The following is a 23,237-nucleotide window of genomic DNA, read 5'->3' on the forward strand; positions in this document are numbered from 1 at the left end:
CGGGCGGATAAGAGCATTTTATTGACAATTTGTCGATAAAATGTTGTCGTTGATCAAATCAGGAGCAGGCAGATGACCAAGAAGCGAGGGCAAATGCCGGAAAAACGGGACTGGGCCGGGACCGACCTGCCCGACCATCTGAAACCCGTCTCCGCCATCGGGCCGATCGTTTCGTCGGCGCATCTTGCCGAGGGCGGCTCGCAGGGGCTCTCCGAAGTGGAATACGGCCTGATCCTCGCCTCGCACGCCTTCCACCGCTGGATGGTGCGCTGCATGGCGGCGGCCGGCGTTCCCGGCCTTACGCCGATGGAGATCATGGTCCTGCACACCATTCGCCACCGCGACCGGGGCAAGAAGCTTTCCGACATCTGCCTCGTCCTCGACATCGAGGACACCCACGTCGCGACCTACGCGATCCGCAAGCTCGAAGCGGCCGGTCTGGTGACGACCGGCAAGCAAGGCAAGGAGAAGACGGTCCGGATCACGCCGAATGGTGCCGAGGCCTGCGGCCGCTACGCCCAGATCCGCGAACGCCTGCTCGTCGCCTCGACCGCCAAGGCGCGGCCCTCGGAAGAAACCCTCTCGGAAATCGCCGCCGTGCTGCGCTTCCTGTCCGGCGCCTACGAGCAATCGGCGCGCGCCGCGACGACGCTCTGACGACGGTCCGGCAATCCGCCTAATCATCCTCGCCGACCTTGGCCGATCGCTTGTTCACCCCCATCATTGCCTTTGCTACAGTGGCGACCAAAGGCTGAAGCTGAGGCAAGCGCGCGCTCCGGGCGCTCCGCCAGCTTGTGGAGGCGTCAGTGATATTGCGGCTGGCCATCGCGGGTGGGCTGATTGCAGCAACGGTCGCCATCCAGGCATTCTTCATGTCCGCCGGACTGCGGGGCTTCCGGCAGATGGAGAAGGATCGGGCTGATTTCCTGGGCCGTTATCCGACTCTCGTCACCGTGGCCTGGGTCATCTATCTGATCATCCCGATCCTGTTCGATGTCTGCCTCTGGGCAGCGTTCTACTATCTTGCTCAGACCCTTCCGAGCTTTGAAGACGCCCTCTATTTCTCGACCGTCACCTTCACGACGGTCGGCTATGGCGACATCGTTCTCGACAGGGACTGGCGTCAGGTCGCGACCCTCGAGGCGATCAATGGCTGGATCATCTTCGGATGGGCGACGGCTCTGATGATGGCAGTCATCCAGCGCCTCTATTTCCGCACCGATCCGCGGGCGATGGATGACGGCGACCCGAAGGGTTGACTGCGATCACCGGCAACACGGCGTTGCAGGGCCGTCACGACGGCGTTCCGGGCGGCAGGAGGAACAATGTCAGGCCAAAGATGGCATAGACCGCCAGCGCCATGACGCCCGCATACCAGGCAGCACGCCCGCCATTGGACAAGAGAGTTGCGGCCATGGTCGCGACCAGCATCATTGCAACCGCCCCGGGCCAGAATTGCAGGGACATCGGCTCCGGACCGACAAAATAGCTGACGAGCACCAGGACCGGGGCCACGAAAAGAGCAATCTGCGCGGCACTGCCCAATGCGATGCTGACGCTGAGGTCAAGGCGATTTGCGCGCGCCGCCGAGAAAGCCGACGTCATTTCCGCGGCCCCGCCCACCAGGGCGACGACGATGAAGCCGACGAAAGCCGGCGTCATGCCGAGATGCTCAGCGGCGATCTGGACGGAGCCGACGAAGATCTCGCTGACCATCGCGACCAGCAGCGTTACGACAATCAGGACGACGGTCCCGACCGGTAGCGGCCAGGGTTTCTCTTCCTCTTCGGCATGACTGCTGCTGGCGAAAAGTTCGCGGTGCGTCCTCAGGGAAAACAGCATGCCGAGCGCGTAGACGGTGATGAGAAGGATCGCCAACCCCAGGCTCAACTGTTGGGAGAAGGCGGCCGCGGGCGCGCGATCCACTTCGCTGATCAGCGAGGGGACCAGAATGGCGATCGTCGCGAGGAACAATAGGCTCGCCTGGAAGCGTGCGTTCACCCTGTTGAATTCCTGCAGGTGATGCTTGAGACCACCAACGAGATAGGCGCCTCCCAGCATGAAAAGGGTATTGGTGACGATCGCACCGGCAATCGATGCCTTGACCAGCAGATACTGCCCGGCCTGCAGGGCCGCGAGCGAGATCACAAGCTCTGTCAGGTTGCCGAGCGTGGCGTTGAGTAAGCCTCCGACGGCGTCCCCGGTCTTCGCGGCTACCGCCTCGGTCGCACGGCTCAACAGTGCGGCGAGCGGCACGATCGCTGCCACCGAAAGGAGAAACAGCAGGGTGTGCGCCTCCGGCGAAACCTGCTCCAGAAGAAAGACGACAGGCACCACCGCGATGAGCGCAAGGAGGGGCGTACGCCGGAGCTCGCCGATGACAGCTCCAAATGCCGAGCGTGGCGGCACGGCGGCGCTTCCTTCCTCGAAATTGTGCATTGACCTTCCTCCGCATGAGCTGCCGGCGCCGCTCGAAGGAGAGGAAAATCCGGTGCGTTTCCGCCCGATACCCCATCCGGTTCCGGCCGTCTCTCGGTAAACGGCGGCGCGGAAGGCTCGCGGCGACGCCCAGCCCTCAGCCTCTCGCCCGCTTACGGGATAGCGGCACAGTGCCGGGGGTGAATGCAAATGTCCGCCGCTCGACTAATCGTTCACCACGGTCCACGTGTCGTCCGGGTCGAAGCGGTCGATGAACGGCACGATCGCCGCGGTGCTGGCCCCGAGATCCCGTTCGTAGACGATGCCCTGCTGGTTGACGAGGAAGGTCTTGACGCCCGTCTCGGCATAATTGACCGGCCAGGCGATCAGCGCGAAGCCGGCGATCATGTTGTCGTTGATGACATAGTCGTAGCGGCCGCCGGCGATGTTGTCGCCCTGCGAGGTCAGGATGCGGTAGCGGTAGCCGAAATAGCCCTCGCCGGCCTTGGCCTTTTCCAAAGCGGCCTCGTTGATCGCGTCGCCGACCGGGCTTGTCCCTTCGCCCTGATCGGCCGGCCAGTAGAGCCCGTCGGTCTGACCCGCGCTGCTGATCAGCTTCTGGGCATATTCGAGGACGCCGTCGGCGTCGCGATCCACGGACGCATAGTCCTTCTGCGCCTCGACATAGGCGCGTACCGTCTCGATCGCCTGAAGCTCGTTTTCGCCGACACGGCGGTTGACGATCTCCTCGAGGCCGACATAGGTGTCGAAGGCCCATTTGCCGTCCTCGCCCTTGACGATCGGGAACGGTAGTGGCCAGAGCCGGTCGCCGATCTCGATGATCTTGCGGCCTTCGAGGTCACGCACCCGGACATTGCGGGCCGCCCCCTCGCGAATCTGCGCGAAGGTTTCCATCGCGTCCTCGCCGGTGCGGACCTTTGCCGCGTCGAGGCCGAGCAGCTTGGCAACGCCGTCGAAATCATTGGCGGCAAGCGCCGATTTGAGCGCCTCCACCGCCTTGGCCGGATCGTCGAAGTCCGGTGGATCCTCCGCCGCGGCGTAGTCCTCGATGTTTTCCGGCGGCTTCACCTGCGCAAATGCCAAATCGATGGACGCCACGGCGAGTGTGAGCCCGATCGCCAGTCCCGGGAGAACCGGTCCCAGGAGAAGAGGATGAAAGAGCTTACTCATGGTCGTTCCCCCATCGTCCGGTTAACGTCTGCCGCCGCGCCCGCCACCGCGGCCACCGCCGCCGCGGCCCATCGGCGGCCTGCCGCCACCGCGGCTCATCTGCGGGCGCCCGCCGCCCCGATGGCCGCCGCCCATGCTGTGGCCGCCGCGCCGTGACGAGGCGACCTCGCGCCGGCCGGAATTGACGTTGCCGAGACCGGAGGGTTTCCTCGGCCGGTTCTGCGCCTTGGCCGCCATTTTCTTCTTGCCGGCCGGCCGGTTGACGGAGGGCTTCTTGCCCTGCGGCCGGTTGACGCTCGGCTTCAGATCGCCGGCCTTCGCCCTTGCCGCCGCCTGCCCGCCGCCCGGACGCGTTGCTGGTCGCGCCGCTGCGTCCCGTCTCGGTTGGGCCTTCAGCCCTTCGAGCGTGCTTTTGCGCACGTCCTTGAGCTGGCCTCCACCACCGCCTGGGCGCGCCTGCGGCCGGTCGCGGTTGATCTCGGCGGCGCGGTTGCGCAGGTTGTTGTCGCCCCTGGCCTTGATGTTGTTCTTGATGTTCGTCCGGTCGAACATGTTGAGCTGGTCGCGGTCGAAACTGATCTTGCTGCGATCGACATTCTTCCAGTCGATGTCGTTCCAGTTGACCTTGCCGTCGAAGTCGATGTTGTTGAAGCACTTGTTGCAGTCGACGTCGATGTCGCCGTCCCAGCGCCCGCCCCAGACGCCCCAGTCGTCCCAGTCGACGATGGCGCCGAAGATCGCCCCGGTGACCGCACCGGCGAAGAAGGCGGCGCCCGGATACCAATAGGCGGGATAGGGGTCGTCGTAATAGTCGATCGGTGCCGGCATGTAACCCGGCTCGTAGAGCATCTCGGGCGGATACTGCGGCACGTAGATCGTCTCGGGGCTCGCCGACTGGATGATGATGTTGTCACCCTCCTCGACCACCTTCACCTTGTCGTCCGTCTTGATGATGTCCTTGGCCACCGCCTCGTCGCGCAATTGCTGGATGGCGATCAACACGTCCTTCTGCTGGTAGGCGATCGCCTGGCCGAAGCTCTGCGTCCACTCGAGATCCTCGCTCATCATCTTGACGATCTCGGGATAGTTCAGGAGCGAGATGACGCTGCCGTCCCAGCTTTCCTTCGGCTTCAGATCGGCGTTCTTCTTGCGGGCCTCGAGAAACCGTTCCGCCTCGATGATCTGCAGGGGAAAGAGCGACGCCGCGGAGACGAGTGCGACCAGTTCGTCCGGATAGAGCGCGATCCGCGCTACCAGCACCTCGAGCTCGTCATCGGTCAGCGGTTCAGGCGCCGCCTCCTGCTCCGCGGGCGGAGCGGGCGTCTGCTGCGCCAAGGCTGTCGAGAAGAGCGAAATGTCGTTGATCTGTAGCAGGGATGATGCGGCCAGGGCGACAAGCCCACCGAGGACTGACTTGTGCATGCTACGCGTCTCCCCCTTAGCATCGGAGAAAGTGTCCGCTTTCAGGAAGCAGCGCCTTTCCGAGACGGCCTCCTCAAACAAGTCTGAAGGAAGAGTACCACTTGTGGTCTTGCTCTCAAAGCGTCAGCAATCCAAAGATTTTTGGATCTGGCCCCTTGACTTCGATTGTATCTGATGGACCAGAGACACCGGGCAGCACCGCGCGTTTTCTCAGGCGCACGGCGGAGGCTGTAGCGATCTGAATGCAGCAATCGCGGAGACTTGACGGGTGAAGCAGCGCCGCCCCTCGACAGACAGAAAACACGCCGAACCGAAGCGCAACGGCGCCGCCGGCAAGCGCGTGACGCTTGCCCGGGCGCTCTCCAAGCTCGGCTACTGCTCGCGCACCCAGGCCGAAAGGCTGATCGCTGAGGGCCGCGTCAGCGTCGGCGGCCGGGCGACGACCGATCTGTCGCACTGGGTCGACATCGACAGGGACAGGATTGCCGTCGACGGCGCTTCGGTCGCTGCCGAGGCGAAGAGCTATTTGATGCTGAACAAGCCGCGCGGTCTGGTGACGACGCGCGACGATCCGGAGGGGCGGCCGACGGTGTTCCAGTGTTTCGGGGAGATCGATGCCCGCTTTCTCTCACCGGTCGGTCGGCTCGACAAGGCGAGTGAAGGGCTCCTGCTTTTCACCAACGACACCGTTCTGGCGCAGCGCCTGCTCGATCCCGCCACCCATCTCGGCAAGACCTACCACGTTCAGGTTCGCGGCCTCTTCGACGAGGCCGCGGCGCGGGCGATGATGGTCGGCGTGAGCGAGGGCGGCGAGATGCTGAAGGCAACCGACGTCCGCGGACTGAGGAGCGGCGACAGGAACTCCTGGATCGAGGTCGAGCTCGACGAGGGGCGCAACCGCCAGATCCGCCGCATGTTGGATGCGCTCGGCTTCGAATGCCTGCGGCTCGTCCGCATCTCGATCGGCGAGATCAGACTCGGCGACCTGCCGAAGGGGGCGAGCCGGCCGCTGAGCGACGCGGAGATCCGATATCTGAAGCGACGCACCGGCTCCTGATCGTTCCGATGGGTGGAAATCCACCCATCGCCAGGCACTTTTGTTTCCAAATCCACCCATCGCCCCGCCGCTCGTGCGGGAAATGCGTGAAACGACCGCGGAGAGCGGTTGTCTGTGGTAAAATCCCGTTTGCTAATGGGTGCAACCAGGACCGGCGGGAGGAACCGTGCCGGCTGGTGGACAAGTCATCCGGGAGGAAAAGATGAAAATTTTGAACGCGCTTCTGGGCGCCGCCGCCGCCGTTTCGCTGTTTGCCGCTTCGGCCAGCGCCCAAACCTATCCGGAGCGCACCATCACCATGGTGGTCCCCTTCTCGGCCGGCGGCCCGACCGACACGGTCGCCCGTCTCGTCGCCGAGTCCATGTCGAAGGATCTCGGCCAGCAGATCATCGTCGAGAACGTCGGTGGCGCCGGCGGTACGCTCGGTGCCGGCCGCGTCGCCCAGGCCGATCCGGACGGCTATACGATCCTGCTGCACCATATCGGCATGGCGACCAGCGCCACGCTCTATCGCAAGCTCGCCTACGACACGCTAAACGCCTTCGAATATGTCGGCCTCGTTACCGAGGTGCCGATGACGATCGTCGCCCGCAAGGATTTCGAGCCGACCGACCTCAAGGGCCTGATCGAATACGCCAAGGCCAACAAGGATACGGTAACGGTCGCCAATGCCGGCATCGGCGCGGCGTCGCACCTTTGCGGCATGATGTTCATGAGCGCCATCGAGACGCCGCTCACCACCGTGCCTTACAAGGGCACCGGTCCGGCAATGACCGATCTGCTCGGCGGCCAGGTCGACATCATGTGCGACCAGACGACCAACACCACGAAGCAGATCCAGGGCGGCACGATCAAGGCCTATGCCACGACCTCGCCGAAGCGCCTGAAGATCTTCCCCGACCTGCCGACGGCTGAAGAAGCCGGTCTTGCCGGCTTCCAGGTCGGCATCTGGCACGGCGTCTATGCGCCAAAGGGTACGCCCGCCGAAGTCACCGACCGGCTCTCCAAGTCGCTGCAAAAGGCGCTGAAGGACGAGAACGTCGGGGCTCGCTTCGCAGAACTCGGCACCGAACCGTCGAGCGAGGCCGACGCGACCCCGGCGGCGTTGAAGGCCAAGCTTGAAAGCGAGATCGCCCGCTGGAAGCCGGTGATCGAGGCAGCCGGCCAGTACGCCGACTAATTGGCTCCCGCGAGCCGCCGCCAATCTGTTCTCCAACCGGGAGCGGGACGGCAGCGGCATCGCCTCCGACCGGCCGCGCTGTGGGGCAGCGGCCGGTCGGAGAAATCGACCGGCGGCCCGCAGCGTTGACAGCCGTCAACTTGCGCGAGGCCCGCTACGGCGCGCCGCGTCTTTTCAGACGCACGAAGTTTCGCTGTAGCACTTTGAAGTCCTTCATGTTCTTATCCTTGGACCGGCTCCGATTTCAAGGAAACATGCAGGAGCTTGAGCCGGCAAAATGCGAGGACATCGCCAAGACATCAGAACGCTGGCGGCCGCGTTCGAACGACAAAATGGGGACAAGATGAAAGCCATCTCCTTCGATGCCACCAACGCGCTGTGCGGGAGTATCCTGACGGCCGTTGGCCTTTTCTTCGCCTGGCAGTCCTTCGGGCTTGAGCTCGGGACCGCCTTCCGGATGGGTCCCGGCTACTTCCCGCTGCTGCTCTCCGTCGTGCTGACGGTGCTCGGCGTCATCATCCTGGTGCAGTCGGCCCGGGTGCACCACGAGCCGATGGGGCCGATCGCCATCCGCGGCATGCTCTTCATCCTGCCGGCGCCGATCTTCTTCGGCTTGACGGTGCGCGGACTGGGCTTCGTGCCGGCCGTGTTCTTCACGGCACTGATCGCCTGTTTCGCCTCGCATCGGATGAAGCCGCTCTGGGCGGTGGCCGTCTCGCTGGGGCTGGCGATCTTCTCGGTCGCGGTCTTCAGCTACGGCCTCAACCTGCCTTTCGAACGCTTCGGCCCCTGGGTCCGGTTCTAGGAGACGGATGATGGATCTCTTCAGCAATCTTGCCCTCGGCTTTGCCACCGCCGGTTCGCCGGCGAACCTGCTCTTCTGCCTGATCGGCGTTCTGCTCGGCACGCTGATCGGCGTCTTGCCCGGCATCGGCGCCACGGCGACCATCGCCATGCTGCTGCCGATCACTTTCCAGCTCGAGCCGGTCTCGTCGCTGATCATGCTCGCCGGCATCTATTACGGCGCCCAATATGGCGGCTCGACCACGGCGATCCTGATCAACATGCCGGGCGAATCCTCCTCCGCAGTCACCGCGATCGACGGCTACCAGATGGCCCGCAACGGCCGCGCCGGCACGGCGCTGGCGGTCGCCGCGCTCGGCTCGTTCTTCGCCGGCACGGTCTCGACCTTCCTCGTCGCCCTCTTCGCGCCGCCGCTCACGGCGATCGCGCTGGAATTCGGCGCGGCCGAATATTTCTCGCTGATGATCGTCGGCCTCGTCTCCTCCGTTGCGCTGGCGCACGGCTCGGTCGTTAAAGCCTTGGCCATGGTGGCGCTCGGTCTGCTGCTTGGTCTTGTCGGCACCGACATCTATACCGGCACACCGCGCTTCACACTGGGCATTCGCGAATATTCCGACGGCCTCAACTTCGTGGCGCTCGCGGTCGGCGTCTTCGGCATCGCCGAGATCCTGCGCAACCTCGAAAGCGAGAAGACCCGCGAAGTGCTGATGGCGAGGGTCAGCGAGTTGCTGCCGACGAAAGAGGATTTCAAGCGGATGTTCGCGCCGGTGGTGCGCGGCACGATCATCGGCTCGGCCCTCGGCGTGCTGCCGGGCGGCGGCGCCATCCTCGCCGCCTTCGCCTCCTATACGGTGGAAAAACGCCTCTCCGACCGCCCCGAGGAATTCGGCCGCGGTGCCATCGCCGGCGTCGCCGGTCCGGAAAGCGCCAACAATGCCGGCGCGCAGACCTCGTTCATCCCGTTGCTCACCCTCGGCATTCCGGCCAATCCGGTCATGGCGCTGATGATCGGCGCGATGATCATTCAGGGCATCGTGCCCGGCCCGAACGTCGCGGTCGAACAGCCGGCGCTCTTCTGGGGCATCATCGCCTCGATGTGGATCGGCAACCTGATGCTCGTCGTCCTGAACCTGCCGCTGATCGGGCTCTGGGTGAAGCTGCTGAAGATCCCCTATTTCGTGCTCTTCCCGATCATCATGGCGTTCTGCTCGATCGGGGTCTACAGCGTCAATTCCAACGTCTACGACCTCTACGCGGTCGCCTTCTTCGGGCTCATCGGCTACCTGCTCCTGAAGCTGCGCTGCGAGCCGGCACCCCTGCTGCTCGGCTTCGTGCTCGGGCCGCTGCTCGAGGAGAATCTCCGGCGCGCCATGATCCTGTCACGCGGTGACCCGACCACCTTCTTCACCCGGCCGATCAGCGCCGTCCTCTTGCTGATCGCCGCCATCGTGCTCGTCGTCGTGTTCCTGCCGAGCGTCAAGGCGAAGCGCGAACAGGTTTTCGTCGAGGAGGATTGAGACGATCCTTCCTGATATGGCTCAAGCGGCCCCGCGCCTCGAAAGGCGCGGGGCCGCTTGCTTCCAAGGCATGCCGGCACGTCCCGCTACAGCGTCCGGTTTCTTTTCAGGCGCCACGATACGCGACAGTAGCCCACCGCCTCGCCTGCGGTACGGGAGGGCTTTTCTTCCCTCCTCATTCCTGTGCTCGTCACAGGAATCCAGCCAGCCCAAGTCCTTGGGCTGAAAAGACTCTTCCGCGCCGCAGACGCGGCGCTGCTGGATCCCTGTGACAAGCACAGGGATGAGGGCAAGAAAAGCATTCGTGACATTGTCCCAAAACTCTAGGTGACATGCTCTAATACCCCAGCGCCATTCCATCCTTGCGGGGGTCGGACCCTCCGATCAGGACGCCGCGCTCCCAGTCGATCCGGATGGCCTGCGCGCCGCCGATGGCCGTGCGCGGCGGCTCAACCTTGAAGCCGCGGCGTTCCAGTTCGGCGCCGAGGCGGGTGCGGATGGCTGTCTCGGCCTCCACCGTCGCGGTCGCGGGCAGTGGAAAGAGGCGCGGCAGGTCGATGGCGGTCTGAAGATCGAGGCCGCAATCGTAGAGCCGCGACAACAGATGCGCATTGCCCATGGCCTGATAATGGCCGCCCATGACGCCGAACGGCATGACCACGCGGCCGGCCTCGGCGACCATTCCGGGGATGATCGTATGCATCGGCCGCTTGCGCGGGCCGACTTCGTTCGGATGCTCTGCGACCAGCGAAAAGCTCTGGCCCCGATTGTGGAACAACACGCCGGAACGCGGTGCCATCAGCCCGCTGCCATAGGCGCTGAAGATCGAATTGATGAAGCTGACCACGTTGCGGTCTCGATCCACCACGCAAAGATAGACGGTATCCTTGTGCTCGACCGTGTCGAAGGACGGCAGCGGCTCGGCGACCCGATCGACGGAGATGGCGCTGGCGAGGCGGTCGGCAAGCGTGCTCGACAGCATGCGCTCGACGACCCCGTCCGACCCGGTCGGATCGGCGACCATCGCGTCGCGCGCGGCGTAGGCGAGCCGTGTCGCCTCGAGGAGGATATGCAGATCGTCGATCGCGAACGGGTCCTTGGACACCGAGAAACGCGAGAGGATGTTCAGGATCAGGAGGGCCACGACGCCCTGACCGTTCGGCGGACATTCGTAGATGGTTCGGCCGCGATAGGTCGTGGAGATGGGTGTCACATAGTCGCCTTGAGCGCTGCCGAAATCCTCGAGGCTGTGCTGACCGCCGAGGCTGCGCAGATAGTCGACCATGTCCTCGGCCACGGCGCCGCGATAGAAGGCGTCCCGGCCGTCGCGCGCGATCCCGTCGAGGGTGTCGGCGAGCAGCGGCTGGCGCTGGATGCTGCCGACCGGCGGCGCCTCTCCCTCCACCAGGAAGGTGGCCCGGGCGGTCGGGTCTACCGCCAGGAGATCGCGCTGCAGGCCAAGATCGGCGGCGACACGCGGCGTCAGCACGTAGCCCTCGCGTGCCATCGCGATCGCCGGTTGAAGGACCTCGGCGATCGGCATCCGCCCGAAGTCGCTCAGGAGGCGGCACCAGGCGTCGACCGCTCCGGGAACGGTGACGGCATGTGGAGAGGAGCGCTCGATCGCCTCCACCCCTTCGGCCCGCAACGCCTCGCCGGTCAGGGCGGCCGGCGCCCGGCCCGAACCGTTATAGGCGCGAATGTCGGTGGATCCCTCCAGCGCTATCATCGCAAAACAGTCCCCGCCGACGCCGGTCGAGCCGGCCTCGACGACCGACTGAACCGCCACGGCCGCCACCGCCGCATCGACGGCGTTGCCGCCTGCCTTCAGGACCTCGATGGCCGTCAGGGTTGCGGCCGGATGCGAAGTTGCCGCCATCCCATGGCGGGCAACGGCCAACGATCGGCCAGGATCTTCGAAATTGCGCATGGCGTTGTCCTTGTCACTCCGCTCGCGTCAGTGCAGGGCCGGTCACGGTTCGGCGCGGATCACAAAGCGGCCCATCACGTGTAGGTGGTCACTTGCTTCTGCCGCATAAGATGTGACAGGAAGAGCATGCATTCAATCGATGATAGCAGCGGGACTGGCGAGCCCGGCATGGTGCGCTGGGTGCTACCTCGCCGTTTTGCCTGCCCTTACTGCACCTGCGAGAAGGTGAAGGCGATATCGCCATGGTACCAGACGAACTCGTTCTCCTTGGCGTTGAGGCCTCCGGGGTTTCGCAGCACCAGGCCGCAGAGGCGCGCGGTGTCGAGCCACACAAAACAGACCTCGTCACCCGGAAAGCGCATCTCGACACCGGTCATGCGGCCACCGCCGATTGAGGCCCAGCCTCCCGATAGCGTGCCCTCGCCCTCCGCCGAGATGGCCGCCTCGTGCACCTCGCCATCGAATATGCGTCCGCGCAGCCGATGCCCGAAGAACAGCGAACGGACCTCTTCGGCCGTCAGCCTGTTCCTGCTGGTGAACTCGCCGTTCATCAGGCTCTCCGGCACGCCGGCGAGCCGCAGCCCCTCCCGGAGCGGTTCTCGGTCCTCGTGTGTCTTGACGCCGAGCGGCGGGGACGTCAGCGGCGGGCACGTGGCGATGCTGACCACGGTTCCGCCCCGTCTGACGCTCAGCGCATTGAAGCGGGCGACTGCGGCTTCGGCTTCCGACCGACGACCAAGATGTCCAGAGGCGGCGGCAAGCACCAGAAGCGAACTCTCGTCCTCGGGATTGAGCCTGATGCTGCGCTCCACAGCCTCCACAGCCGCCTCGTAATTTTCCATGCGGAACTCCGTCAGGCCGAGGACATACATGAAGAAAGCGGGATAGTGAGGGTCGAGCCGGATGGCCGTGCGGATATGGGGAATGGCCTCCGCCGGCCGCCCGGCCGAAGTGAGGATCAGAGCCATCAAGGCATAGCTCCAGGAGTCTCCGGGTTCGAGCGCGATGGCTTCCTTGACTTCGGCGAGCGCCTCCGGGTGCTGCCAGTCGGCTTCGGCCAGCAGCCCGGCCGCCTGGTGCGCCAGTGCCGTGTTGTGCTTCTGCGCACTGCGCAGATACTTCGATGCCTTGGCTCTCGCTTCGAAGCGCGTCATTCCCAAATGGTAATGCCAACGCCAGTGATAGAGGCGTGCATGAACCATGGCCGCCGCGGCATAGGCGCGTCCATAGGCGGGATCGAGCGCGATCGCCTCTTCGAAATAGGGCAGCGCCTTGACGGAATCCTCGGGAGTCATGCGCCGGTAGTGCTCCCAGCCGCGCAGGAACGCATCGAAAGCGGCCGGCACCGTGGTTTCCTTGCGGCTGAGGGCCATTTGCTCGTCGGGCTGCAAGCGAAGCGCCAGGGCGTCGGCAATGCCGCGTGTCACTTCGTCCTGCAACGCAAAGACATCGGCGAGCGTCCCGTCGAATTTTCCAGCCCAGGCGTGCCCCCCGTCTTGCGAGTCGACAAGCTGGGCATTGATGCGCAGCTGTTCCCCGGCGCGCTGCACGCTGCCCTCCAGGATGTATCTGACGCCGAGCTCCCCGGACACCTGCTCGGCCGTCACCGCCCTGCCCTTGTAGGCGAAGGTCGAGTTGCGGGCGATCACAAACAATCCGGAAATCTGCGCCAGCTCGGTGACGAGCGCATCGGTCATGCCATCGGCGAAATATTCCTGCCGCGGATCGTCGCTGACATTGGCAAAGGGAAGCACGGCGATCGACGGCTTGTCCGGCAGGGCCAGATCCGCGCGGGCGATCGAGGCCGGTTCCTCGGCCCGGTCCCACGGCTGCCACCAGATGAGGCCGGCAGCGACGCCGAGCATCGCGGCAGATGCCGCGAGTATTCCAAAGCGTCGTCTGCGGCGACCCAGCGACTTCGCGCTGCCGGCGCGCGCTTCACACGGCAGGAGGCGGTAGGTCCGCACCGGCTTTTCGATGTGCTTCAGGCGCTGTTCGCCGAGAAAGTCGAACCCGACGTCGAGGTGCTTCTCCACCTGGTCGAAAGCCGTGCCGGATATCATGATCCCACCCGGTTCGGCGCGGCTCTGCAGTCGCTCGGCGATGATCACGCCATCGCCCTGGATGTCGTCTCCCTCGACGATCACGTCGCCGAGATTGATGCCGATGCGGAATTCAAGCCCGTGCTCGTCGACGCCGCGTTTCTCGGATTTCGCCCGCTGCACCTCCACCGCGCAGCGGACCGCCTCGACGACGCTGTGGAACTCGATCAGCAGCCCGTCGCCCATGGTCTTGATCAACCGCCCGCCGTGTGCGGCAATGCGTTCTTCAAAAAGTTCGTGCAGATCGGCCTGGAACCGCACACGGGTGCCTTCCTCGTCGGCCTGGCTGAGTAGCCCGTAGCCGGCGACGTCCGCAATCATGACGGCGGCAAGCCTGCGCTCCATTGGACGAAGTCCCTCGGATGACTACTCTACCGCAATATTGGCAATTACTAAAACAAGCCGATGGCACCTGGACCTTCCGGGAGCCGCATCGAAGACATAAGCGTCCATGCGGAACTGTGCCATCAAGGTGGCACGAGCCATCTTGATGGCTTTGTCATCTCGGCCTATATTGACTGGGCAAGGAGTCCCAAAATGGCCGAACCGCAGCTTTCAGTCAGAAGTGCCAGAGCCCGTGATCTTGCGCATCGGCTTGCGCGACGCGAGAACCGCTCGATCGCCGACATTGTCGAACGCGCGCTTGAAGCCTATGAGATTCGCGAAGCGGGCCGCGAGCCCGCGTCGGCCTTCTACGCCCGCTTGTCTGACAGCTACGCAAGCGACATCGATCTTGAGGCCATGATCAGGGAAGGACGGCGGCCCCATAAGGGGCCCGAGCTTTGATCTTTCTGGATACCAACGTCATCTCCGAGACGCTGCGCAAGTCGCCGTCCGAAGCGGTGATCTCCTGGCTGGTGCGTCACGACGCGGAGATCGCACTTCCGACCGTGACGATCGCCGAGATCGCCTACGCTATCCAGAAGATTATGCCCGATCAGCGCGCGGCGCGGCTGGAACAGGCGCTTTCCGACTGGCGGCGACGGTTTGCCGACCGGATATTCGGTCTAACGGAAGAGGCGGCGATTGCCTATGGTGAGATCATGGGCGCAGCCTCGAGGCAGGGGCGCACAATGTCGGCCCCGGACGGCATGATCGCCGCCATCGCACGGGTGAATGGCGGACGTCTGGCGACCCGCAATATTGCGGACTTTCGATCGACGGGGCTCGACCTCGTTTCACCGTGGGACTTCTAATCTAGCTCTTCACCACGGCCGGCCATTCGCTCGTCGTGCCCGGCTGCACCGGCCGTTCCAGATAGGTCGAAAGCACGACATAGCTCCGCGTCGCCTTGACGCCGGGGGTGTCGTAGAGGCGCGCCAACAGGCCTTCGAGCGCATGGGTGCTCTCGGTGCGGACCTTGAGCAGCATGCAGGTGTCACCCGCGACCGAGTGGATCTCCTCGACTTCGGGATATTCCTCGATAGCAAGCAGCGCCTGCGTCTTGCCCCAGCCGGTCGTATCGACATGGACGAAGGCGAGCAGCGTCTTCCCGACAGCCTCGGGATCGATCAGCGCGGCCACGCGGCGGATCGCGCCGGAGCGCCGGAGGCGCTTCACCCGCTCATGCGCGGCCGGCGGCGAAAGCCCGACGCGTTCGCCGAGCTCGGCGTAGCTCGTCGTCGCGTCCTCGACGAGGACGCCTAATAGCTTTCGGTCCATCGCGTCGAGGTCGCGCTCTGGCGGGCGCTTCCGCCGAACGTCATCTGTATTTTGATCCATTCCGTTATTGCCTCTTGCTACCGAATTTCATTCTGCAAATATGCAGGAATGACGAACATCGATCAATCTATTTCCACGCTATCGGCAGAGCGGGCGCGCATCCCGCCCTTCGCCTTCGTGCTGACCGTCTGCATCGGTGTCATCGGCTCCAACTCGCTGGCGCTCGGACCGATTGCGCCGGAAGTGGCACGGAGCCTCGGCGCCGATGTCCCCGCCGTGATGACGGCTTCCGCTGCCTTCGGCCTCGGCACGGCGGCGAGCGCCGTCTTTCTTGGCCGCCTCATCGACCGGCACGGCCCGCGGCGCATGCTCGCGGCGGCGCTGCTTTTGCTTGCCGCCGGGCTCGCCGGCAGCGCCTTCGCGCCGGCGTTGCCACTCCTGGTCGCTGCCCAGCTCGTCGTCGGCATTGCGGCAGGTATTGCACTTCCGGCCATCTACACGCTGGCCTCGGTGATCGCGCCGGCCGGGCGGGAGAGCGAGACGATCGGCCTGGTGCTGACCGGCTGGACGCTGAGCATGGTGGCCGGCGTGCCGCTGTCGGCGGCCATCGCCGATTTCGCCGGCTGGCGGACGGTCTACCTCGTCGTCGCGGCCGCGACCCTGGTCGCCTGCACCGCCGTCCGGCTCGCGGCGGTGCGGGAAGGATCGGCGGGCCAGGCGACCTCGCCGCTGGCGGCACTCGGCGTGCGCGGCGTCGCGCCGCTTCTGGTCGCCTGTGCGGCTTTCATGGCGGCCTTCTATGGTGTTTACGGCTATATCGGCGACCACCTGCATGCCGCGCTCGGCCTGCCCGTCAGCGCCAACGGCCTCGTTGCGATCTCCTACGGACTGGGCTTCGGCGGCGCCGCCTTCCTCGACCGGCTGATCGATCGCTTCGGCGCGGCCAGGCTGCTGCCGCTCATTTTCCTCGCCGTCGCCGGCGTCTATATCGCGATGTCGGCGGCGAGCGGTTTCTATCCGGCCATGCTGGCGGTCGTCTTTCTGTGGGGGCTTGCCAACCATTTCGGCCTGAACGTGCTCATCATGCGGCTGACCGCGCTCGATCCCGCCAGGCGTGGCGCAATCATGGGGCTCAACAGCGGCGTCACCTATCTCGCCCTCTTCGCCGGCACCATCGGCTTCGGCGCGGTTTATGCCGGGACTGCCTTTTACAGCCTGCCGCTGGCGGCGGCAGGCTTGATGCTGGCGGCGGCCGCCTCGGCAGCGCTCGCGCCTTTGCAGACCGGCGCGCACTGAAAGATTGCCAGGCAGCTAGCTAAGTCCTCCGTCGATGACCAAGGGCGAGCATTCGCTGAACTCATCCGTGCAACCGTTCTTTATTTGTTCTCGCGAACTTGCAATGCTCGCCTATGGAGAGCTTCGATGAGGTGACATATGGACGACAAACACACGCTGTTTCGGAAGCTGCACGACGACCCCGGGGCCTTCATCATTCCCAATCCCTGGGATATCGGCACGGCGCGAATTCTGGCGGCGATGGGTTTTCCCGCTCTCGCCACGACCAGCGCCGGCATGGCGTTTTCGCTCGGCCTACCGGAGGGTTTCGCCTCTCGCGAACACACACTCGCCCATTGCCGGTCGATCGTCGATGCGACGCCACTTCCGGTGTCGGCCGATCTCGAAAAAGGCTTCGGGAACGATCCGGAAAGTGCCGCCGAGACCGTCGTGGCGGCGGCCGGCATCGGCTTGGCCGGGTGCTCTCTGGAAGACCACACGGGAGATCAGGCACAGCCCATCTTCGATTTCGGACTGGCGGTGGAACGTATCGAGGCGGCGGCGCAGGCCCGCCGATCCCTGCCGCACGATTTCATTCTGACGGCGCGTTGCGAGAATTTCCTCTGGGGGCGCGCCGACCTCGATGACACGATCCGACGGCTGCAAGCCTTCGAGCGGGCCGGGGCCGATGTGCTCTATGCTCCGGGCCTCCCCGACCTCGATTCGATCCGCACCGTTTGCGAGGCTGTGACGAAGCCGGTCAACGTCGTGATGGGAATGTCGGGGGCGACGTTCAGCCTGGCTGAACTGGCCGGGGCCGGGGCGAAGCGCATCAGTGTCGGTTCCGCCCTGGCACGCCTTGCTTTCGGTGCGGTCGTGGGCGCCGCACGGGAGATGCGCTCGCAGGGCACCTTCCGGTTCTCGGAGAAGGCCATGGGTTTTGCGGAGCTGGAGGGATTTTTCCGCAATTAGGGAGCAACCGCCACCGGTCCGCCCGATCGTTCTCTGACGAGCTTACACCTTCGATCTGTGTTGCTGACAAATTCAAAAGGATCAAACTTGATTTTTGATACCTGTTCATGGGGGAAGTCAGTAACCAGCGCCGGGAAGTGGCAACTTTTATACTTTGCGGAGAACGCAAATTGCCCGCTCCGTTACCGGGGAAGCATTGATGGTGAACGAACTGCCATAACTCTCAGGAGCTCACAAAATGGCAGGCACCAAACGGCCCTATGATGAGTCACTTTTGCGGCAGGCCTTCGATGTGGCGCGGCGTTCGCGCGAAGGCGGGGATCACCCATTTGGTTCAATTCTCGCCGACCATGATGGCAATGTCTTACTGGAACAGTGCAATGGCTACAGTTCGGAAGGTGGCGACCGCACGGCCCACGCGGAGCGGCTTCTCGCCACGCGCGCCGGCAAGGCCTATGACTTGGATTTTCTTGCCGGATGCACGATGTACACGTCCGCGGAGCCATGCGCCATGTGCCCGGCGCGATCTATTGGGCAGGCATAGGGCGCGTCGTGTTTGGCCTGTCCGAGAGACAGATGAAACAACTGACGGGCGACCACGTGGAAAACCCGACGCTCGATCTTCCCTGCCACATCGTGTTCGCAGCCGGTCAGCGCCCAACGGAAGTTGTCGGCCCCATGCTTGCGGAGGAGGCCGCGAAACTTCACGAAGAGTACTGGTCTCGCCGTTAGTGGCCCTTCTGCGACATGGGTGGCCGTTGCTACCTGATTGCGGATCTTTCCGAGCCCCGACGTAGCGGCTGTTTACACCCGCGTCATCCGCCCACAACCTCGCCGGCCTCCTCCTCCTTCAGATAGCTCACCACCGCATCGGCGATCATCGTGCGGTGCCGGCCGATCGTCGCCGGCTCGGAGAGGTCGCGGCGGAAGATCGTGCCGAAGGTGTAGCGGTTCGAGACGCGGAAGAAGCAGAAGGCGCTGATCAGCATGTGGATGTCGATCGGGTCGGCCTTGCGGCGAAAGGTGCCGTCCACTAGGCCGCGCTGGACTATGGCATCGATAGTCTGGATCACCGAGACGTTCAATTCGCGGATCGCCTCCGAACGCAGCATGTGGGCGGCGTGGTGGATGTTCTCGATGCTGACGAGCCGGACGAAGTCGGGATTGGCCTCGTCATGGTCGAAGGTGGTGGCGATGAGAGTGCGGAGCGCCTGTTCCGGCGGCAGGTTGGCGAGTTCCAGATCGGCCTCGAGCGTGCGGATCTTTCGGTATGAGCGCTCGAGCACGGCAAGATAGAGCGCTTCCTTGCTGCCGAAATAATAATAGATCATCCGCTTCGAGGTGCGGGTCTTTTCGGCGATCGTATCCACCCTCGCGCCGGCGAGACCATGGGTGGAAAACTCCTCGGTCGCCACCTCGAGAATGTCTTCCTGAGTTCTCGCCGGATCGTTCTTCCTGCCGTTCATCTGCCGTTCGGCCATCGTCGCGCGCTGCCCCGCTCTTCCACAAGCCCTTGTTCCGTCGGCCATAATGCCCGCTTTTCCAGATCGAGCCGGAGGCCCCTCTCCCAAGCGATGCATCAAGACATATTCAGCTTGGCGCTTGCTTTCAATAGCAAGCCACTTGACATCCGAACTAGTTAGTACATTTTAGAAAGACATTGCTGGACACGCGGAGGAGCGCGGGGTCCTGGCGGCCGGGATCTTCCGGCATTGGGAGACAAGCTCGCGCAAGCCGCGGCCACCAGGCCCGGTTTGTCGCTCGGGAGGAGCGCATGACCCGCATCATCGATTTCTATTTCTTCGCGCTGAAGGTGACGATCGCCCTGCTGCTGGCCGGCATGGTCGTGCTCGTCTTCGGCAATGTCGTCCTGCGCTACGCCTTCAACCAGGGGATCACGGTCTCCGAGGAGCTGTCGCGCATCTTTTTCGTCTGGCTGACCTTTCTCGGCGCCGTCGTCGCCATGCGCGAACACGGCCATCTCGGCGTCGATACGCTCATCAAGCGGCTGCCGCCGCTCGGCGCCAAGATCGCCGTGCTGATGGGCCACGCGCTGATGCTTTATGCCACCTGGCTGATGATCAGCGGCAGCTGGGCGCAGACGCTGATCAACCTTCATGTCGGCGCGCCGGCAACCGGGCTTTCCATGGGCTTCTTCTATGGCGCCGGTCTTGCCTTCGGCATTCCGGCCTTCCTGATCCTCCTCTCCGACGCCTTCGCCATCGCCACCGGCCGCATCGATGTGACGACCGCCGAACTGGTGCGCGACAGCGAGGACGAGGTCGCCCTCGACGAACTTCCCTCCTCGCCCGCCCTCGGGCCGGTTTCCGCGAAGCACTGAGGAGGCGTCCATGACCGTTTCGATCTTCATCGGCGCCCTTCTCGGTCCCATGGCGCTCGGCGTGCCGATCGCCTTCGCCCTGATCTTGAGCGGCGTCGCGCTGATGCTCTATCTCGGCCTCTTCGACGCGCAGATTGTCGCGCAGAACGTCCTGAACGGCGCCGACAGCTTTCCGCTGATGGCGGTGCCCTTCTTCCTGCTCGCCGGCGAGGTGATGAACACCGGCGGCCTTTCCCGGCGCATCGTCGCGCTTGCCATGGCCATGGTCGGCCACATCCGCGGCGGCCTCGGCTTCGTGGCGATCTTTGCCGCCTGCATTCTCTCCAGCCTCTCGGGCTCGGCCGTTGCCGATGCGGCGGCACTCGGTGCGCTGCTTCTGCCGATGATGCTGAAGAGCGGCCATGACGCGGCGCGGGCCGGCGGCCTGCTGGCGTCTGCCTCGATCATCGGTCCGATCATTCCGCCGTCGATCGGCTTTATCCTCTACGGCGTCGTCGGCGGCGTCTCGATCACCAAGCTGTTCCTCGCCGGCATCTTTCCCGGGCTGATGATCGCCGCGGCACTTTGCATCACCTGGTTCATCGTCGCCCGCAAGGAGCAGTTCGAACTGCCGCCGAAGGAGAGCGGCGCGGTGCGGCTCCAGGCCCTCGCCGACAGCATCTGGGCGCTCATGCTGCCGGTGATCATCATCGTCGGCCTGAAGTTCGGCGTCTTCACGCCGACCGAAGCGGGCGTGGTCGCGGCCGTCTATTCGCTCTTCGTCGCGATGGTCGTCTATCGCGAGCTGCCCCCGGCCCAGCTCTTCCACGTCTTCGTCGCGGCCGCCAAGATCACCGCCGTCGTCATGTTCCTGGTCGCCTGCGCCGCGGTCTCGGCCTGGCTGATCACCGTTGCCGACGTGCCCGGCGCGCTCGCCGCCCTCGTCGAACCGCTGATGGACAACCAGACGCTGCTCCTCATCGCGATCATGGCGCTGATCGTCGTCGTTGGCACCGCCATGGACATGACGCCGACCATCCTGGTGATGACGCCGGTCTTGATGCCGATCATCAAACAGGCGGGCATCGACCCGGTCTATTTCGGCGTGCTGTTCATCATCAACAATTCGATCGGCCTCATCACGCCGCCGGTCGGCACGGTGCTGAACGTCATCTGTGGCGTCTCGAAGCTGTCGATGGAAGACCTGATGAAGGGCGTGATGCCCTTTCTGATCGCCGAACTGATCGTTCTGTTCCTGCTTGTCCTGTTCCCTGAGCTGGTGACCGTTCCGGTCTCCTGGTTCGGGCACTGACACTGACTTTCGCGCTTATTCAACGCGGCCGGCGGGAGTGCCGGCCCAACCCGGGAGGAAAACATGTTGAAATTGACGAAACTGGCACTGGGCCTCGCCCTGCCGCTCGCCCTGCTGACCGCAGAGCCGACGCTCGCGGAGATCGGCGAACACACGCTGAAATTCGCCTCGGCCAACAACAAGGGTCACCCGCAGGTGACCGGAATGGAGAAGTTCGCCGAGTTGGTGAAGGAAAAGAGCGGCGGCAAGATCGAAGTGAAGCTCTTCCCCGGCGGCACGCTCGGCGGCGACGTCCAGACCGTCTCGGCGCTGCAGGGCGGCGTCATCGAGATGACGGTTCTGAACGCCGGCATCCTCGCCAACAACGTCAAGCAGTTCGGCGCCGTCGACCTTCCATTCCTCTTCAACAGCGGCGAAGAGGCCGACAAGGTGATGGACGGCCCGTTCGGCGAGAGCCTCATGAAGCTGCTGCCTGACACCGGCCTCGTCGGCCTCGGCTATTGGGAGCTCGGCTTCCGCAACCTCACGAACAATCGCCATGCGGTGACCAAGCTCGAGGACATCAAGGGGCTGAAGATCCGCACGATCCAGTCGCCGATCCCGCTCGAGCTCTTCAACACGCTCGGCGCCAATGCCGTGCCGCTGCCCTACACCGAGCTCTACACGGCGCTCGAGACCGGCACGGTCGACGGCCAGGAGAACCCGGCGGCCAACATCCTGAACGCCAAGTTCTACGAAGTGCAGAAATACATGACGCTCACCCGTCACCAGTACAATCCGCAGATCGTGCTGGTCAGCAAGAAGTTCTGGGACGGGCTGAACGACGAGGAGAAGGCCGTGCTGCAGTCGGCGGCGACCGAAGCGCGCGACTTCCAGCGCAAGGTTTCGCGCGAGAAGGACGCCGAGGCGCTCGAGGAAATCAAGAAGACCGGCATGGAGGTCAGCGAGCTCAGCCCCGAGGAAACGCAGAAGCTGCGCGATGCCGTCAAGCCGGTGATCGAGAAGTTCAGCGCCGAGATCGGTGCCGACACGGTGCAGGCGCTCTTCAAGGAGATCGGCGCGGCCCGCGGCCAGTAACCAGCCAGGCTTCCGGTCCGCCGTCTCAAGCGGCGGACCGGGTGAAGCGCGACGGGATGGACAAAGTGGAACCGGAAAACATGACCGAAACGCTTGTAAGACCCTTGAAGGCTGGCCTGATCGGCGCCGGCATCCAGGCCTCGCTGACCCCGGCGATGCATATGGCCGAGGGCGCCGCCCAGGGGCTCGGCTACGACTACGAGTTGATCGACCTGCAGGCGCTCGGCGCCACGGAGGACGACCTGCCGCGGCTGCTCGCCGAGGCGGAGGGCCGCGGCCTTGCCGGGCTCAACATCACCCATCCGTGCAAGCAGGCCGTCATCGCCCATCTCGACGAACTCGCCCCCGACGCCCGCCGGCTCGGCGCGGTCAACACCGTGGTGCTGAAGGGCGGACGGCGCTTTGGCCACAATACCGACTGGTGGGGCTTCGGCGAAGGCTTCAAGCGCGGTCTGCCGGGCGCCAACCTCTCCTCCGCCGTGCAGCTCGGCGCCGGCGGCGCCGGCGTGGCGACGGCCTATGCGGGCCTCTCGCTCGGCCTCAGCCAGCTTACCGTGTTCGATCGCGAGCCGGAACGGGCCGAGGCGCTTGCCGAGATGCTTTCGACGCTCTTTCCCGAGGCGGAAATCGCCGCCGGCACCGATCTCGCCGCTGCGATGCTTGACGCCGCAGGGCTGATCCACGCCACCCCGACCGGCATGGCGAAATATCCGGGGCTGCCGCTCGACCCCGAGCTGCTTGCGGCGCGCCACTGGGTCGCCGAAATCGTCTACTTCCCGCTCGAAACGGCGCTCCTCAAGGAAGCCAACCGACGCGGCTGCCGCACGCTTGACGGGGGCGGCATGGCGGTGTTCCAGGCGGTCGGCGCCTTCCGGCTGTTCACCGGCCTCGAACCGGATGCGACCCGCATGCTCGACCATTTCAAGGCAATGACGGGGTGAGGAACTGATCGGTGGGCTGGCGCACCCCCCCATAACAAGTGTAAAAGCGAGGACAGG

21 protein-coding genes and 1 pseudogene are annotated in these 23,237 nt (G+C 64.5%); 15 read left to right on the top strand and 7 right to left on the bottom strand.

Annotated elements, in window-relative coordinates; genetic code table 11:
* Positions 1-72 precede the first annotated feature (72 nt).
* Positions 73-657, top strand: a complete 585-nt coding sequence (locus N181_RS11910) for a winged helix DNA-binding protein (RefSeq protein ID WP_037432467.1) — start codon at positions 73-75, stop codon at positions 655-657.
* A 149-nt stretch (positions 658-806) separates the two neighbouring features.
* The gene (locus N181_RS11915; protein WP_037432465.1) at positions 807-1,259 is read left to right on the top strand and encodes a potassium channel family protein; all 453 of its coding nucleotides are present in this window, start codon (positions 807-809) and stop codon (positions 1,257-1,259) included.
* Between the two features lie 34 nt (positions 1,260-1,293).
* Here N181_RS11915 and cax read toward each other — a convergent pair whose 3' ends face one another.
* From cax to N181_RS11930, 3 genes are all read right to left on the bottom strand, one after another.
* A complete protein-coding gene (gene cax / locus N181_RS11920) occupies positions 1,294-2,439 on the bottom strand; it encodes a calcium/proton exchanger (RefSeq protein WP_037432464.1) in 1,146 nt (381 codons plus the stop codon).
* Between the two features lie 204 nt (positions 2,440-2,643).
* A complete protein-coding gene (locus N181_RS11925) occupies positions 2,644-3,609 on the bottom strand; it encodes a DUF2950 domain-containing protein (RefSeq protein WP_037395854.1) in 966 nt (321 codons plus the stop codon).
* A 21-nt stretch (positions 3,610-3,630) separates the two neighbouring features.
* Entirely contained in the window at positions 3,631-5,031 is a 1,401-nt protein-coding gene (locus N181_RS11930; protein WP_060563395.1) for a DUF3300 domain-containing protein, read from the bottom strand.
* 268 nt (positions 5,032-5,299) lie between these two features.
* On the opposite strand from N181_RS11930, the gene N181_RS11935 reads away from it, so the two are divergent.
* From N181_RS11935 to N181_RS11950, 4 genes are all read left to right on the top strand, one after another.
* A complete protein-coding gene (locus tag N181_RS11935; RefSeq protein ID WP_037395831.1) occupies positions 5,300-6,088 on the top strand; it encodes a pseudouridine synthase in 789 nt (262 codons plus the stop codon).
* Positions 6,089-6,290: 202 nt separating this feature from the next.
* Complete coding sequence (locus N181_RS11940; protein ID WP_037395829.1) at positions 6,291-7,268, top strand: tripartite tricarboxylate transporter substrate-binding protein; 978 nt, start codon at positions 6,291-6,293, stop codon at positions 7,266-7,268.
* A gap of 343 nt (positions 7,269-7,611) precedes the next feature.
* Positions 7,612-8,073, top strand: a complete 462-nt coding sequence (locus N181_RS11945; RefSeq protein WP_037395846.1) for a tripartite tricarboxylate transporter TctB family protein — start codon at positions 7,612-7,614, stop codon at positions 8,071-8,073.
* Positions 8,074-8,083: 10 nt separating this feature from the next.
* Positions 8,084-9,589 (top strand): tripartite tricarboxylate transporter permease, encoded by a 1,506-nt coding sequence (locus tag N181_RS11950; protein WP_037395827.1) that lies wholly within the window; start codon positions 8,084-8,086, stop codon positions 9,587-9,589.
* Between the two features lie 337 nt (positions 9,590-9,926).
* Here the strand turns inward: N181_RS11950 and N181_RS11960 are convergent, their stop codons facing one another.
* Together N181_RS11960 and N181_RS11965 are read right to left on the bottom strand one after the other, a co-directional pair.
* On the bottom strand, positions 9,927-11,519 hold the full coding sequence (locus tag N181_RS11960) for a gamma-glutamyltransferase family protein (protein ID WP_037395823.1): 1,593 nt from the start codon (positions 11,517-11,519) through the stop codon (positions 9,927-9,929).
* A 206-nt stretch (positions 11,520-11,725) separates the two neighbouring features.
* A complete protein-coding gene (locus tag N181_RS11965) occupies positions 11,726-13,966 on the bottom strand; it encodes an adenylate/guanylate cyclase domain-containing protein (RefSeq protein WP_037395821.1) in 2,241 nt (746 codons plus the stop codon).
* Between the two features lie 192 nt (positions 13,967-14,158).
* Here N181_RS11965 and N181_RS11970 point away from each other — a divergent pair, with 192 nt between their 5' ends.
* Both N181_RS11970 and N181_RS11975 read left to right on the top strand, forming a co-directional pair.
* A complete protein-coding gene (locus N181_RS11970) occupies positions 14,159-14,407 on the top strand; it encodes a type II toxin-antitoxin system VapB family antitoxin (protein ID WP_037395819.1) in 249 nt (82 codons plus the stop codon).
* Positions 14,404-14,817 carry a type II toxin-antitoxin system VapC family toxin gene (locus tag N181_RS11975; protein WP_037395817.1) on the top strand — a complete coding sequence of 138 codons (414 nt, stop codon included), beginning with the start codon at positions 14,404-14,406 and terminating at the stop codon, positions 14,815-14,817. Before N181_RS11970 ends, N181_RS11975 begins: the two co-directional genes overlap by 4 nt.
* Before the next feature lies 1 nt (position 14,818).
* Here the strand turns inward: N181_RS11975 and N181_RS11980 are convergent, their stop codons facing one another.
* Positions 14,819-15,343, bottom strand: coding sequence for an Lrp/AsnC family transcriptional regulator (locus tag N181_RS11980; RefSeq protein ID WP_012706109.1), 525 nt, complete (start codon positions 15,341-15,343; stop codon positions 14,819-14,821).
* 48 nt (positions 15,344-15,391) lie between these two features.
* On the opposite strand from N181_RS11980, the gene N181_RS11985 reads away from it, so the two are divergent.
* The 3 genes and pseudogenes from N181_RS11985 (at position 15,392) to N181_RS11995 (ending at position 18,262) form a co-directional block, all read left to right on the top strand.
* A complete protein-coding gene (locus N181_RS11985; RefSeq protein WP_037395812.1) occupies positions 15,392-16,579 on the top strand; it encodes an MFS transporter in 1,188 nt (395 codons plus the stop codon).
* A gap of 138 nt (positions 16,580-16,717) precedes the next feature.
* Positions 16,718-17,530, top strand: a complete 813-nt coding sequence (locus tag N181_RS11990; RefSeq protein WP_060563397.1) for an isocitrate lyase/PEP mutase family protein — start codon at positions 16,718-16,720, stop codon at positions 17,528-17,530.
* Positions 17,531-17,768: 238 nt separating this feature from the next.
* Positions 17,769-18,262: pseudogene (locus N181_RS11995) on the top strand (nucleoside deaminase).
* An 83-nt stretch (positions 18,263-18,345) separates the two neighbouring features.
* On the opposite strand, the gene N181_RS12000 reads toward N181_RS11995, so the two are convergent.
* Positions 18,346-19,011: a TetR/AcrR family transcriptional regulator gene (locus tag N181_RS12000; RefSeq protein ID WP_037432445.1), complete on the bottom strand. Its 666-nt coding sequence runs from the start codon at positions 19,009-19,011 to the stop codon at positions 18,346-18,348.
* 293 nt (positions 19,012-19,304) lie between these two features.
* Here N181_RS12000 and N181_RS12005 point away from each other — a divergent pair, with 293 nt between their 5' ends.
* The 4 genes from N181_RS12005 (at position 19,305) to N181_RS12020 (ending at position 23,180) form a co-directional block, all read left to right on the top strand.
* The gene (locus tag N181_RS12005) at positions 19,305-19,871 is read left to right on the top strand and encodes a TRAP transporter small permease (RefSeq protein WP_037395806.1); all 567 of its coding nucleotides are present in this window, start codon (positions 19,305-19,307) and stop codon (positions 19,869-19,871) included.
* Between the two features lie 10 nt (positions 19,872-19,881).
* Complete coding sequence (locus N181_RS12010; RefSeq protein WP_037395804.1) at positions 19,882-21,162, top strand: TRAP transporter large permease subunit; 1,281 nt, start codon at positions 19,882-19,884, stop codon at positions 21,160-21,162.
* A 63-nt stretch (positions 21,163-21,225) separates the two neighbouring features.
* Positions 21,226-22,239 (top strand): TRAP transporter substrate-binding protein, encoded by a 1,014-nt coding sequence (locus N181_RS12015; RefSeq protein WP_037395802.1) that lies wholly within the window; start codon positions 21,226-21,228, stop codon positions 22,237-22,239.
* Positions 22,240-22,319: 80 nt separating this feature from the next.
* Entirely contained in the window at positions 22,320-23,180 is an 861-nt protein-coding gene (locus tag N181_RS12020) for a shikimate dehydrogenase (protein ID WP_037395842.1), read from the top strand.
* Positions 23,181-23,237: the final 57 nt, after the last annotated feature.

The organism is Sinorhizobium fredii USDA 205 (assembly GCF_001461695.1).
Classification (GTDB): domain Bacteria; phylum Pseudomonadota; class Alphaproteobacteria; order Rhizobiales; family Rhizobiaceae; genus Sinorhizobium; species Sinorhizobium fredii.